Below are 12,730 nucleotides of genomic sequence, written 5' to 3'. Positions count from 1 at the left end.
GGAGATTCGACCGACCACCAGCGAGGGGCACCATGTCAGACCCGAACCGGACGAAGCGGAGATCACCGCTGCGCGCCTTCGTCATCATCGGCGTCCTCGTCCTGATCGCTGTGGTCGTCTACGGACTGACCCTGAACCCGAACGTGTTCACCCTGCTCGTCATCTGCATCGTCATCGTGGTCTCGATCGAGGCACTGACGAGCAGACCCGATCGGCCGTCATCCGACCGGTAGCGGGACCGTCACTTCTCGGAGCGCTTGAGCGACTTCTTGACCGCACGCTCGGCGAGGACGGTCACGTAGTCCTGGACCGGACGCTCGGCGAGTGCGTTGACCTCTTCGCGCACGAGCTCGCCGATCCGAGCGGAATCGACCCCCGAGTACTTCTCGCTCAGCTTCGCAGTGAGCTGACGGATGATCTCTTCGTGGTCGATCTCAGTTGCCATGGACTCAGTATCAACCCACAGTTGTTGCCTGGGCTGTGAATCGCGACTTCCGTCCGCCGCTGTTCTCCGGCCGGACACCTGGCCGCCGCGATCCGTTCACCCTCCCCGTCGGGCACCCGCCGAGGATATTCTGACCGCGATGTCGATTTCCGTGTTCGCCGTTCGACGTCAGAGTGAGGCGGGCGATCAGCGCCCCTGACGACAGGAGAAGACGATGTCGAAATACATGCTCATCATGCGCAACAGCGGGTCCGTCGAGAAGTTCGAGGACATGGACTTCGAAGCGGTCATCAATGCGATGGGCGCCTACAACGAGTCGATGATCAACGCCGGAGTGATGGTCGGCGGCGACGGCCTCACCGACGCCGCGCAGGGCGCCGTCGTCGAGTTCACGACCGAGGCCCCGATCGTCACCGACGGTCCCTACGGCGAACTCCACGAACTCTTCAACGGGTTCTGGACCATCGAGGTCGCCACCCGCGAGGAGGCCATCGAGTGGGCCGGCCGTGCGCCGCTCGGCCCCGGCAACAAGATCGAGGTGCGCCGCGTGACCGACGAGACGGACTTCGCCGACCACGCCGACAACGAGTACCTCCAGAAGGAGCAGGAGTGGCGGGCGCAGGAGGGCGCGGCGAAGCCGGCGGCCGACCCGGCCTGAGCACGACCGCCGCGAGACGCACATGACCGACACCGACGTGACGGCCGGCGATGCGGCCGCCCGCCGCAGCGTCGACAGCGTCTGGCGGATCGAGAGCGCGCAGATCGTCGCCACCCTCACGAAGCTGACCGGCGACCTCGGTCTGGCGGAGGACCTCGCTCAGGAGGCCCTGCTGGAGGCCCTCGAGCAGTGGCCGCGCGACGGCGTGCCGCGCAACCCGGGTGCGTGGCTGACGATGGTGGCCAAGCGTCGTGCGATCGACGGCTGGCGACGCCGAGCGGCACTCGATGAGCGGTACCGCTCGCTCGCCCGTGACCTGGAGCAGGCGAGCGACCTCGACTGGGAGCCGATCGGGGACGACGTCCTACGGCTCGTCTTCACCGCCTGCCACCCGGTGCTCTCGCGGGAGTCGCAGGTGGCGCTGACGCTGCGGGTCGTCAGCGGGCTCACCACCCAGGAGATCGCCCGGATGCTCCTCGTCCCGGTGCCGACGGTACAGGCGAGGATCACCCGTGCGAAGAAGACGCTCGCCGCGGCGAACGTCCACTTCGAGGCGCCAGACCCGGCCGAGTGGCCCCGGCGTCTGTCGGCCGTCCTCGGCGTCGTCTACCTGCTCTTCACCGAGGGGTATGCGGCGACGAGCGGACCGACCTGGATCCGCGCCGACCTTGCGAACGAAGCGCTGCGGCTGGGTCGACGGTTGGTTGCGCTCGTCCCCCGCGAGCCGGAGGCGCACGCGCTCGTCGCCCTCATGGAGTTCCAGGCCTCACGCTTCGCCGCCCGCGTCGCACCCGACGGCTCCGCCATCCTGCTCGCCGACCAACACCGCGAGCGCTGGGACCGGGCGCAGATCGTTCGCGGGTCGGCGGCACTCAGCCGCGCCGACGCCCTCGGCCGGGGTCGCGGCGCCTACGCGCTCCAGGCGGCCATCGCGCAGTGCCACTCGGTCGCGCCCAGTGTGGCGGCGACGGACTGGGAGCAGATCGTGATCCTCTACGAGGCGCTCGGACGGATCGCGCCCAATCCGGTCGTCGAACTCAACCGCGCGATCGCGGTGTCGATGGCGACCGGCCCGGCGACGGCGCTCCGCATCGTCGACGGCCTCGCCGACGATGCGTCGCTGCGGGGGTCGCATCTCATCCCGAGCGTCCGCGGCGAACTGCTCGCACGGCTGGGGCGCACCGAGGAGGCCCGCTCGGAACTCCTGACCGCCGCGCACCTCGCAGCGAACGACCGTGAGCGCGACGTCCTGCTGCGGAAGGCCGCCGGACTGCCGCAGTGAACCGCGTCTCCTGCGACCTCAGCGTCCGGACGACACCTGCGAGGGGCGATCGAAGCGCTGCCCCTCGGGCTTCGACGGCAGCAGCATGAGGACGAGGACGATGATGCTCCCGACAGACGGCACGAGGGTGAGGAAATAGTACGGGCCGGGGAACCCTGCATCGTGCAGGCGCCGCCAGGCGATCGCCAGGCTCGGCACGATGAGCGCCACCCAGGCGACGAGCAACAGTACGACGCCGACGATGAGCAGGACGCGCACGCCGAACCCCATGGGTCCAGGGTCCGCGAGGTCGTATTCGCTCCCGGACAGCCCCTGCTCCTGCGCGGCAGCCGTCGCCGCGGAGACTGCGGTCATGATCGCGCCGATGGTGATCAGCAGCGTCGGGATGAGCATCAGAAGCGTCGTGAGCAGCGAACTCCACCAGTACTCGCTGAGCGACGCGCGACCCGAGAAGTTCGCGTACTGCTTGAAGAACCGCTTGGTCGCCTGGCGGAACGTCGCCCCGTAGAGCGGCAGGGACAGGTCGTCCGGCGAGCTGGCGCCCCTGGGCGGGGGCGCGATGTACTGCGGCTGACCGTACGGTGCCTGGCCGTACTGCGGCTGGCCGTAGGGTGGTTGGCCGTACTGGGGCTGCCCGTACGGCGGCTGGCCGGAGGGGACCTGAGGGTTCGGAGGATACGTCATGGCTGCTTCCGGATCGCTGGTCGACGAGACACCAGTATGACGCGCTCCGCCCTCACGCCCGGGTGATCGGGATCCAGACACGCATCGTGGACGGCCCACGCTCGGCCCAGGAATGGTACGGCGCGATGCTCGCTGTGAAGGTCTCATCGGGTCCCGACCCGGCGAACGCATCGCCGTACGGCCAGGCGGTGTCGGCGAGACTCCGGGTGCGCAGCTCGATCGACAGCCGACCGTCCGCGTCCTCGACGGGGACGACACCCTCCCCCACCTCGATGCGAGCGATCGCCTCGTCACCGCCCGGGAGGTCCACCGACTCGACGCAGTAGACCTCGGGTCCGCGCTCGATCGCGACGCTGCCACGGATGGCGTCCACGCGGGGATCCGGCAGGGTGACCCGCGGACGGATGCTGAACGTGAGCTCCACGACGTCACCGGGGACGAAGGACCGCTCGACGTCGGCGTAGCCAGGGGTGATGGCACGGCCCACGGATGCACCGTCGACGGGTCGGACGGTCACCACCGCGTCATCAGCCCACGACGGCACGCGGAGCGAGACGGTCACCGGTCCGCTCGGCGCCTCCACGATGCGCACGGTGACGACACCGGACCGCGGGTAGTCCGTCACGAGCTCGGCCCGGAACCGCCCGCCGTGCTCGCCGCCGATGACCGTGTCGATCGTCGCCGATGCGAACTGATGGATCTGCACGCCGCGGTCGTCGCTCGTGGCGACGAACGCCGCCAGGCTCGCGAGGGTCCGCGCCACGTTCGGTGGACAGCACGACACGTCGAACCAGGGCGCACGCTCTGAGGACGACGCCCGCGGCGACACCTCGTCGTCTGGACTCGACTCCCCCGGCGTGCGCTGGTGCAGCGTGTTGGCGTAGAAGAACGCGGTACCGGCGGCCGACGGCGAGGTCGCGACGACGTTGTAGAGGACGCGCTCGATGTGGTCGGCGTACCGGACGTCGCGGTCTTCGAGCAGCAGTCGCCAGCTGAACATGATCGACGCGATACCGGCACAGGTCTCGGAGTAGGCGCGGTCGGACGGCAGCTCGAAGTCCTCGCCGAACGCCTCGTCCTGGTGGTGCGATCCTTGACCGCCGGTCAGGTAGGTGCGGCGGGCGATCGTCCGGTCCCACTGGCCGCGGAGCGCGTCGAGCAGGCCGTCGTCGCCGTGCTCCACCGCGATGTCGGTGGCCCCGGCCGCGAGGTAGTTCGCGCGGACCGCGTGGCCCCGCAACGCCTCCGCCTCGCGGATCGGCACGTCGTCCTGGAAGTACGCACGGCCCCACTCGATGTCCTGGAGCACGCCGGTGCCGCGACGCTCGACGAACAGCGACGCGAGTTCGAGATAGCGCGGCTCGCCCGTCACCCGTGACAGCTCCGCGAGGCCCACCTCGACCTCGGCATGCCCGCACACGGACTGGATGCCGTCGGTGCCGAAGACCTCGCAGATGAGGTCCGCGGCCCGGGTCGCGGTCCCGAGGAGCCCGTCGTCGGAGCCAGGGCTCGTCCGCTCCCGGGCGACGGCCGCCTGGAAGAGATGGCCGAGGCAGTACAGCTCGTGTCCCCACTCGAGGTCCGACCAGCGCTCACCTTGACCCGGGCGACCGAAGCGGGTGTTGAGGTAGCCGTCGGCCTCCTGCGCGGCGGCGACCCGGTCGACGATCGCGCGGAACCGCGACTCGAGCGCTTCGTCACCGCCGAGCCGTCCGAGCTCCCACGCGACGGCCTCGAGGTACTTGTAGACCTCGGAGTCGGCGAACTCCCGTCCGCGGCGGCCCTCGGGAAGCGTGCCGGCGGCGGCGAGGTCGAAGTTGCGGAGCCAGCCCTCCCGCTCGAGCCAGTGCTCGACGTGCGGCAGCGTGGCCGTGCCGTTGACCCGCTGGCGGTCGGCCCAGAAGCCGTCGGTGATGCGCACCTCGTCGAGGCCGAGCGGCGTGAGCGCGCCACTGGTGGGGACGACCGGGGCTGCGACGGTCGCCGACGTGGTGGGCGTGGTGCTGGTGGTGGTGGTGCTCATGGTTACCCCTTGAATGCGCCGGACATGAAGCCGCGCACGTAGTGACGTTGGAGGATGAGGAAGAGGAGGATGCACGGCAGCGCGAGGACCACGACGCCGGCTTCGGTCGCGCCGTAGTCGACGACGCCCTGGACCTGGCCGCGCAGGTTCGAGACCGCGAGCGGCAGGGTCATCTTCGCCGAGTCGTTGATGAGGATGAGTGGCGCCATGAAGTCGTTCCACGCCGCGAGGAACGCGAACAGGCCGACCGTGATCAGCCCCGGCTTCACGGCCGGCACGAGAACCTTCCACAGCACGCTCCAAGACGTGCAGCCGTCGACCATCGCGGCCTCGTCGAGCTCCTTCGGGATCGACTCGAACGCGATGCGCATCATGAAGGTCGAGAACGGCAGCTGGAACATGGTGAGCACGAGCGCCACGCCGACGAGCGAGTTCGACAGCCCGACCAGGTTGAGGAGCACGTACAGGGGGATGAGCAGCGTCGCGTACGGGACCATGAGGATCGCGATCGTGGCGAGGAACAGGGCGTTCTTGCCGCGGAACTGGAACCTCGCGAACGCGTACCCGCCGAAGAGCGAGATGACGAGCGTGAGGATCACGGTCAGCAGCGAGACGAACAGCGAGTTGCCGATGTACTGCAGGATGCCGTCCTGATACCCGGCGAGGGTGATGTAGTTACCGAGCCCCCACCCCTCGGTCTGGTTCGTGCCGGCGAGCGGCGACACCGAGCGGACGGCGGTCCAGACGAGCGGATAGAGGAAGATCACGGCGAGCGCCGCGGTGAAGATCCAGAACGGCATCCGGATGGCGATACCGAAGAAGTTCGTCGGCTTTCCGTCGCGTCCGCGGCCGCGCGTGCGCCCGTGACCACGGACGTCGGGCATCGTCGAGGTGACGGTGGCCGGTTCCTTTCGGGTGATGGTCATGCTCAGTCCTCGACCTTCTTGCTGAACGCGCGGATCTGCACGATGTTGATGACGATGAGCGCGGCGAGCACGATGACCGACAGCGCGCCGGCGACGCCGAGGTTGTTCGGGCCCTGGAACGCCACGTTGTAGATGAGCTGCACGATGGTGATCGTGCTGTTGTCGGGCCCGCCCTTGGTGAGGATGTAGAACTGCTCGAACGCGAGCAGCGAACCCGTGACGCACATCACCGTCGTGAGGGCGAGGGTCGGCTTGAGCAGCGGGACGGTGATGTCGCGGAAGGTCTGCCAGCGTGACGCGCCGTCGATGCGCGCCGCCTCGTAGACCTCCTCCGGGATGCCCTGCAGGCCCACGAGCATGAGCAGCATGTAGAAGCCGGCGAAGCGCCAGACGATGAGGAACACCGTCGACCAGAGCGCCGCGTCCGGGGTCCCGAGGAAGGTGAAGCCCATGGCCTTCGTGAGGTCGGCGAACGGCCCCGCGATCGGCGAGTACAGCACGTAGAAGAGGAGCGACGCCGAGGCGAGGCCGAGGGCGCTCGGGATGAGGAACGCGGTGCGGAGGAAGCCCTTCCACCGGCTGGACTCCTGCACGAGGAGCGCGAGGCCCAGCCCCAGGCCGATGAGCAGGACGGTCGCGATGGCCGTGTACTTGAGCGTGAAGACGACCGAGTCGAGGAAGAAGCGGTTGTCGATCGCCTTCGGGAAGTTCTCGGGGAAGTTCACACCCTGGTTGCCGCCGAGGAGCGGCCAGTCCGAGGCCGCCATCTGGAACACGAGCCCCAGCGGGACGAGGAACAGGAGGATGACGAACACGGCGGTCGGGAGCGCGAACAGCCAGCCGGTGCGGGCCTGCGCTGCGCGGCGCTTCCGGGCACCGACCGAGTCCGTCGGGCCTCGTCTGGCGAGGGTGGTACTCATGGGTGGACCTTTCGAGACGGGTGGGTGCCGGTGCGCCGTCGCGGTGAGGACGCGGCGGCGCACCGGCGGATCGGACTACTGCGAGAGCACGTCCGTGATCGCGTCGTTGTCGGCGTCGACCGTGTCGGTGCCCTCGAGGACCGCGTTCCGCACGAGCGTCAGCCACGGGCTGGTCGGCGAGTTGAAGGCCTCCTGGAAGTTCAGCGAGTACGGGGTGTCGCCCTTCGAGGCGACCTCGTTGATCGTGACGAGGCGCGGGTCCTTACTGGAGTACTCGTTCTCGGCGAGGTCGGAGCGGGAGACGACGTCGTTGTCCTTCGCGAGGACACCGACCTGCGCGTCCTCGGACATCAGCCAGCTGAGGAAGTTCCACGACTGTGCGGCCTTCTTGCTGTCCTTCGAGACGCCGATCCCGTCGCCACCGACGAAGGTCGAGTCGCCGCCCTTCGGGCCGGGGATGCCGGACACACCCACGTCGAAGGGTGTGGAGGAGAGCAGCGTCGCCGGGTACGGCATGACGCCGACCTTGCCCTCGGTGAAGCCGGCGGTCCAGGTGGGTCCGGCCTCGTCCTTCGAGGACGGGAGCACGGCGCCCGACTTCCAGAGGTCGGCCCAGGTGCTGTAGACCTCCTTGGCGCCGTCCTCGGCGAGGAGGGACTCGGTGCCCTCCTTGTTCATGACCTGCTCGCCGTCGGCCCACACACTGGGGAACCAGGTGAAGACGAGGCAACCGCCGCAGTTGAGGCCGGTCGCGGTGCCGTAGGTGTCGGGCTTGTTGAGGGCCTGGACGGCCTTCGCGTCCTCGGCGAACTCGGCCAGCGTGGTCGGGCCCTGCTCGGGGTCGAGCCCGGCTTCCTTGTAGAGCTCCTTGTTCCAGAACAACATCGAGAGGTCGAGCACGAACGGGAGGACGTGCTCCTTGCCGTCCGCGGTGCCGGCGGCGAGGTGGCCCTGGTTGATCTCGTCCTTGAAGTCGAGCCCGTCGATGTTCGCGGTGAGGTCCTGGAACAGGCCCTGTTCGACCCAGTTCGGGACGTACACGATGTCGGCGGCGAACAGGTCGGGGAGGCTGTCGGAACCGGCCGCCGCACCGACCTTCGCGACGTAGTCGTCGTTCGGCACGACGGTGAGCTTCACCTGGTTCTCGTGCGAGGCGTTGTAGGCCTCGACGAGGAGCTTCGCCTGCTTCTCGAGTGGGGCGCGGGTCCAGAGTGTGAGCTCGGAGCCGTCATCGACGCCCTCGGGCCCGGCGCTGGCGAGCGGGGAACTGCCGCCGCCCCCGGAGGAACAGGCGGCGAGGCCGACGAGGAGGGCGCTGGCGGCCAGCACCCCTCCGACCCGCTGCATCCGTCTGGTGTGCGTGCTGCGCATGGTGACTCCTCTGACTCATCGTTGAGCGGACCGGTCGGGCCCGGCGGTGCATGGGAGGTTTTCGAAACTGTCGAAACGCCTTTCGGTAAAGCTAGCCTGGGATCGGTGTAGCGTCAAGAGCGAAATCCGGTAACGTTTCGGAAACGAAGAGGGGGAGCAATGCCAGACAGTGATGTCGGCGCTTCGGTGACCGGTACCCCCGGCCGAGCGGCCACCCTGGGCGACGTCGCCCGGATCGCAGGCGTCTCCATGGCCACCGCCTCGAAGGCCATCAACGGACGGAGCGAGGTCGCCCCGAAGACCCGGCAGCGGGTGCTCGACGCCGCCAAGGAGGTCGCCTTCACGCCCAACGAACTCGCCCGGAGCCTCATCAACGGACGCACCGGCACCGTCGGACTCCTGACGAGCGACCTCGAGGGCCGCTTCGTCATCCCCATCCTCATGGGCGCCGAGGACGCGTTCGGCGCGGGGCAGGTCAACGTGTTCCTGTGCGACGCCCGCGGGGACGCCATCCGCGAGCAGCATCACCTGAACGCCCTCCTCACCCGACGGGTCGACGGCATCATCGTCGTGGGCCGCACGACGGACCCGCGTCCCTCGCTCGGCCACAAACTGCCCGTCCCGGTCGTCTACGCCTACGCGCCCTCCGACGATCCGACCGACGTGTCGATCACCCCCGACAACCGCGACGGCGGGCGTCTCGCCGTCGAGCACCTGATCGCCTGCGGGCGTTCCCGCATCGCGATGATCACGGGTGAACCGCAGTACGCGGCGGCCAGGGACCGCGTGACGGGCGTGCAGAACGCCCTCGCCGCGGCGGGCCTGGACCTCGTCGGCACACCGATGTTCTCGGAGTGGACCGAGCACTGGGGTCGGGATGCGGCGGCGATGCTGCTCGCGCAGCACCCCGAGATCGACGGCATCGTCGCCGGTTCCGACCAGATCGCCCGCGGCGTCCTCGACACCGTCCGCGACCTCGGGCGCGACGTCCCGACCGACGTCGCCGTCGTCAGCTTCGACAACTGGGAGATCCTCGCGACCAACTCGCGCCCCGAACTGTCGTCGATCGACGCCAACCTGCAGCAGCTCGGCCGGCTGGCTGCCACGCGCATCTTCGAGGCGATCGAGGGCACGGACGTCGCACCCGGCGTCGAGTACCTGCCGGGCCGCCTCGTCCTCCGCGGTTCCACCATCCCGAGGCGCTGAAGTCCGGTCGGAGGCCGATACTCGCCGCGCGGGTGATGCGACAGCCGTCGGACATCGCTACGGTCGAGCCATGGACAGCTCAACCGTCATCATGATCGCGGTCCTCGCCGTCGTCGCGGTCATCGTCGTCACGATCACCGTGCAGGCCCGGCGTGCCGGCACGTCGAAGCATCGCGGGGGTACGACTTCGGACTCCGGCATGCCGTTCATCGTCGATGGCGACGGTCACCATGGAGACGGTCACCACGGCGGCGGCCACCACGGCGGAAGCGACTCCGGCGGTTGGGACGGTGGCGGTGGCGGCGACTCCGGCGGCGGAGGAGACGGGGGCGGTGGGGGCGGCGGCGACTGACCGGTCGACTCCGTGATCACCTCGGCTGATCAGCGGCGTCGCTGCTGCTTCGAGCGGCGCTTCGGCTTCGTGCGCGGCTTGCGCTTCGATGGCGGCACAACCGCGTCCCCCTCGCCCGAGCGCTTCCGGCGCGAGACGTCGACGCCGCCTGCCGGTCCACCGATCCACATCGGCACCCCACTCCCCCAGCCGGCGACGAAGAACAGCACCCCGCCGACGACCAGGCCGGCGACCCCGACGACCTGCCAGATCGCCTCGTCATAGATCACGGGCCCCACGGCCTGACCGTCGAAGAGCAGATGGAACCCGTTGTTCACGACGACGACGAGCAGCGTCAGCCACCCGACACCGAACACCGTGCCGGCCACCCAACCCCATGAGGCGATCGCCAACCCGCCCAAGACGGCGGCCGCAGCGACGGGTACGCCGAACGCCACGAACAGGACGATCGCGACCCAGGACTCGGCACTGTCGCCGCCGATGGCACCCAACACGACCGCGACGACGACGAGCAGCACGACGGAGGCGATGAGCGCGCCAGTCCACGTCGTGATGCGCCGTCGACTCATCCGGTACGGGTTGGTGGTGGGATCGCGGTGCTTCTGCGGGCCCGACTGCTGCTTCGACATGCCCTCATCCTCGACCATCGGACGCCGCTCCATCGATCGACCTCATGGCGCGGCGTCGCGATAGCCTCGCTGCATGGGGGAATCGCGAGGCACACGAGCGCGCCCGGGCGCGACCCACGCCCGAGTCTGGCTGACGCTGTCCTGGTGCGCGTCCGTCCTGAGCGCGGCATTCCTTGCGGCAGGCGTCGTGAGCATCTCGACCTACGCGTCGTTCCTCGACTTCCCGCAGGACGATCCCGGCTGGATCAGCCACCACGACTGGCTCGCCTCCACCGGCACGGCTGCACTGATCATCGGCGCCGCGCTCGCGGTCTGCAGCGCGGTGGCGTTCATCCTGTGGCAGGTCGGGCTCCCGAAGCAGCCGGTCGGTCAGGGCGGTCGGCCCTCGACGGAACACCGCTGACCGACCGCGCCGCCATCGCCGTAGCGGGTGGTGGTGAGCGGCGGACCACCGCCGTCGTCGGTCGACATCGGCCCGATCGGTGTCGACACCATCGCGCGCCGATTGAGACACTGGGCAGGTGTACTCCGAGCGTGTCCTCCTCTCCGGCGAGGCGCTGTGGCGCTCGGAAGACGGCTCGGGCGGGGCGGTCGTCCCGGCCGACGGCTGCGTCGACCTGATCCTCCGCGACGGCCGGGTCGAGGTTGCCGGACCGTCGACACGGTGGCTCGCCACCGGTCCCGACGGGGCCGCCGGGTCGTTCGGCTTCAGGATGCAGCCGGGGCGGGCCAGGCTCCTGCTCGGCCTCGATCTCGCAGCGATCGCGGACCAGCTCGTACCACTCGTCGACGTCACCGATCGTCGGACCGCGGCACGGCTGCGCGAGGCGATGATCCCATTCGAAGCCGGACCCGCCCCGATCGGTACGCTCGCGACGTTCGCAGCCCAGCTGGCCGAAGCGAGTCGCTGGTCGGACGCCGTCCGCCGAGCGGCGTCCGAGGCGACGCCGGCGCGTGACGTCGCCGCGACGCTGAGCGGCTCCGAACGGTCCTTCCGGCGGCGGATGCTCGCCAGCTTCGGATACGGCTACGCCACGCTCGTGCGCCTCGATCGCGCACATCACGCTCGATCACTGCTCCGCTCGGGCTCGTCGATCGCCGACGTCGCCGCATCGGCGGGCTATGCCGACCAACCCCACCTCTCCCGCGAGTTCAGGCGCCTCGTCGGCTCGAGCCCCGCTCAGTTCGCGGCGAGCGCGGCGTAGAGGTCGACCGAGTTCCCGTCCGGGTCGAGGAGGGTCGCGTACCGCTGGCCCCACACGGCATCCCAGGGCTCGACGTGCCCGGCGTACCCGGCATCGACGAGCGTGGCGAAGGTGGCGTCGACGGCAGCCGGACTCCCCTGGTCGAAGGCGAGGGCGATCCGGTGGCCGCCGGACGCCGGAACGAAGGTCGGGTCGAAACCGCGGATCGTCTCGACCGTGTCCCATGCGAGCGCCACCCCTCCGTCCAGGAGTGCATCCACGTGGGGAGCGTCGTCCTGACCGGGCTCGATGGGCACTCCGAGTGCGCGGTAGAAGGCGAGTGAGGCCGCCATGTCGTTCGTCACGATGCCGATGAAGCCGAGTCTCAGTGTCATGGTCTCACCGTACGACCGGGCGACGACGGGGTCGTGAACAGAACGGCCACGCTGCGCGCGCGACCGGTTCCCGGTCTGCTCGGTCAGCGACCCGCGAGGTCGCCGAGGCGGGAGCGCATCCCGCGGAGCACGTCGACGAGGAGCACGTCGTCCGGTCCGGCGAGCCACTGCTCGAGGGAGGCGTCGAAGAGCGCCGAACCGATGGAGGCGGCGAGCGCCGCGTCGGCTGACGTGACACCACTCTCCATGAGGGCATCGCGCATCGCGTCGGTGAGGACCGCCGACTTCAGCCGTTCCCGCTCCCGCAGCTGCGGTTCCGACCGGATGATGGCGCGGCGGGCGGCGATGTCGTCCCGCCAGCGCTGCAGCTCGCCGGCGGCCACGGTCTCGAGGCCGGACATCACGAGCGCGAGCGCGTCGAGTCCTGGTGGCGCCACGGCTACCAGCCGTCCGACCACCGTCGGGAGCTCGCGCTCGCGGAGGAAGAGCACGTCACGCTTGTCGGCGAAGTGACGGAAGAACGTGCGGGTGGTGAGCCCGGCGGCTTCGGCGATCTCCGGGACGGTCGTCACCGTGAAGCCCCGCTCGGCGAAGAGCGCCATCGCAGCGCTCTCGAGTCGGAGAGCGGCGTCGGGAGCCCAGCGTGCCATGCGAT

General features: G+C 69.5%; 16 protein-coding genes. 7 read left to right on the top strand and 9 right to left on the bottom strand.

The window, feature by feature from the left end:
* The first annotated feature begins 32 nt into the window (after positions 1-32).
* Positions 33-233 carry a hypothetical protein gene (locus tag CCK91_RS02380; RefSeq protein WP_086472693.1) on the top strand — a complete coding sequence of 67 codons (201 nt, stop codon included), beginning with the start codon at positions 33-35 and terminating at the stop codon, positions 231-233.
* A gap of 8 nt (positions 234-241) precedes the next feature.
* Here CCK91_RS02380 and CCK91_RS02375 read toward each other — a convergent pair whose 3' ends face one another.
* Positions 242-445, bottom strand: coding sequence for a three-helix bundle dimerization domain-containing protein (locus CCK91_RS02375; RefSeq protein WP_086472692.1), 204 nt, complete (start codon positions 443-445; stop codon positions 242-244).
* A gap of 214 nt (positions 446-659) precedes the next feature.
* Here CCK91_RS02375 and CCK91_RS02370 point away from each other — a divergent pair, with 214 nt between their 5' ends.
* Together CCK91_RS02370 and CCK91_RS02365 are read left to right on the top strand one after the other, a co-directional pair.
* Positions 660-1,103 carry a YciI family protein gene (locus CCK91_RS02370; RefSeq protein ID WP_086472691.1) on the top strand — a complete coding sequence of 148 codons (444 nt, stop codon included), beginning with the start codon at positions 660-662 and terminating at the stop codon, positions 1,101-1,103.
* 22 nt (positions 1,104-1,125) lie between these two features.
* Entirely contained in the window at positions 1,126-2,385 is a 1,260-nt protein-coding gene (locus tag CCK91_RS02365) for an RNA polymerase sigma factor (RefSeq protein WP_086472690.1), read from the top strand.
* An 18-nt stretch (positions 2,386-2,403) separates the two neighbouring features.
* Here the strand turns inward: CCK91_RS02365 and CCK91_RS02360 are convergent, their stop codons facing one another.
* The 5 genes from CCK91_RS02360 to CCK91_RS02340 form a co-directional block, all read right to left on the bottom strand.
* Positions 2,404-3,069, bottom strand: a complete 666-nt coding sequence (locus CCK91_RS02360; RefSeq protein ID WP_119863536.1) for a DUF805 domain-containing protein — start codon at positions 3,067-3,069, stop codon at positions 2,404-2,406.
* A 52-nt stretch (positions 3,070-3,121) separates the two neighbouring features.
* Positions 3,122-5,092 (bottom strand): glycoside hydrolase family 127 protein, encoded by a 1,971-nt coding sequence (locus CCK91_RS02355; RefSeq protein WP_086472688.1) that lies wholly within the window; start codon positions 5,090-5,092, stop codon positions 3,122-3,124.
* A 2-nt stretch (positions 5,093-5,094) separates the two neighbouring features.
* Positions 5,095-6,018 carry a carbohydrate ABC transporter permease gene (locus CCK91_RS02350; RefSeq protein ID WP_369821867.1) on the bottom strand — a complete coding sequence of 308 codons (924 nt, stop codon included), beginning with the start codon at positions 6,016-6,018 and terminating at the stop codon, positions 5,095-5,097.
* Positions 6,019-6,020: 2 nt separating this feature from the next.
* The gene (locus CCK91_RS02345) at positions 6,021-6,938 is read right to left on the bottom strand and encodes a carbohydrate ABC transporter permease (protein WP_086472687.1); all 918 of its coding nucleotides are present in this window, start codon (positions 6,936-6,938) and stop codon (positions 6,021-6,023) included.
* A gap of 75 nt (positions 6,939-7,013) precedes the next feature.
* Complete coding sequence (locus tag CCK91_RS02340) at positions 7,014-8,309, bottom strand: ABC transporter substrate-binding protein (RefSeq protein ID WP_086472686.1); 1,296 nt, start codon at positions 8,307-8,309, stop codon at positions 7,014-7,016.
* A 159-nt stretch (positions 8,310-8,468) separates the two neighbouring features.
* On the opposite strand from CCK91_RS02340, the gene CCK91_RS02335 reads away from it, so the two are divergent.
* Both CCK91_RS02335 and CCK91_RS19775 read left to right on the top strand, forming a co-directional pair.
* Positions 8,469-9,515 (top strand): LacI family DNA-binding transcriptional regulator, encoded by a 1,047-nt coding sequence (locus CCK91_RS02335; protein WP_086472685.1) that lies wholly within the window; start codon positions 8,469-8,471, stop codon positions 9,513-9,515.
* A gap of 70 nt (positions 9,516-9,585) precedes the next feature.
* Complete coding sequence (locus CCK91_RS19775; protein ID WP_207568163.1) at positions 9,586-9,867, top strand: hypothetical protein; 282 nt, start codon at positions 9,586-9,588, stop codon at positions 9,865-9,867.
* A gap of 29 nt (positions 9,868-9,896) precedes the next feature.
* Here the strand turns inward: CCK91_RS19775 and CCK91_RS02325 are convergent, their stop codons facing one another.
* Positions 9,897-10,496, bottom strand: a complete 600-nt coding sequence (locus CCK91_RS02325) for a hypothetical protein (RefSeq protein WP_133059913.1) — start codon at positions 10,494-10,496, stop codon at positions 9,897-9,899.
* Positions 10,497-10,569: 73 nt separating this feature from the next.
* Here CCK91_RS02325 and CCK91_RS02320 point away from each other — a divergent pair, with 73 nt between their 5' ends.
* Together CCK91_RS02320 and CCK91_RS02315 are read left to right on the top strand one after the other, a co-directional pair.
* Positions 10,570-10,899: a hypothetical protein gene (locus tag CCK91_RS02320; protein ID WP_086472682.1), complete on the top strand. Its 330-nt coding sequence runs from the start codon at positions 10,570-10,572 to the stop codon at positions 10,897-10,899.
* A gap of 118 nt (positions 10,900-11,017) precedes the next feature.
* The gene (locus tag CCK91_RS02315; protein WP_086472681.1) at positions 11,018-11,701 is read left to right on the top strand and encodes a helix-turn-helix transcriptional regulator; all 684 of its coding nucleotides are present in this window, start codon (positions 11,018-11,020) and stop codon (positions 11,699-11,701) included.
* Here CCK91_RS02315 and CCK91_RS02310 read toward each other — a convergent pair.
* Together CCK91_RS02310 and CCK91_RS02305 are read right to left on the bottom strand one after the other, a co-directional pair.
* Positions 11,677-12,075, bottom strand: coding sequence for a VOC family protein (locus CCK91_RS02310; RefSeq protein ID WP_085511268.1), 399 nt, complete (start codon positions 12,073-12,075; stop codon positions 11,677-11,679). The two genes, CCK91_RS02315 and CCK91_RS02310, sit on opposite strands and share 25 nt — an antisense overlap.
* Positions 12,076-12,158: 83 nt before the next feature.
* Positions 12,159-12,725, bottom strand: a complete 567-nt coding sequence (locus tag CCK91_RS02305; protein WP_086472680.1) for a TetR family transcriptional regulator — start codon at positions 12,723-12,725, stop codon at positions 12,159-12,161.
* Positions 12,726-12,730: the final 5 nt, after the last annotated feature.

This window comes from Plantibacter elymi (nom. nud.), assembly GCF_900177795.1.
Classification (GTDB): Bacteria; Actinomycetota; Actinomycetes; order Actinomycetales; family Microbacteriaceae; genus Plantibacter; species Plantibacter elymi.
Note: the sequence above shows the minus strand (reverse complement) of the source record. Positions and strands in the feature narration are given on the sequence as shown.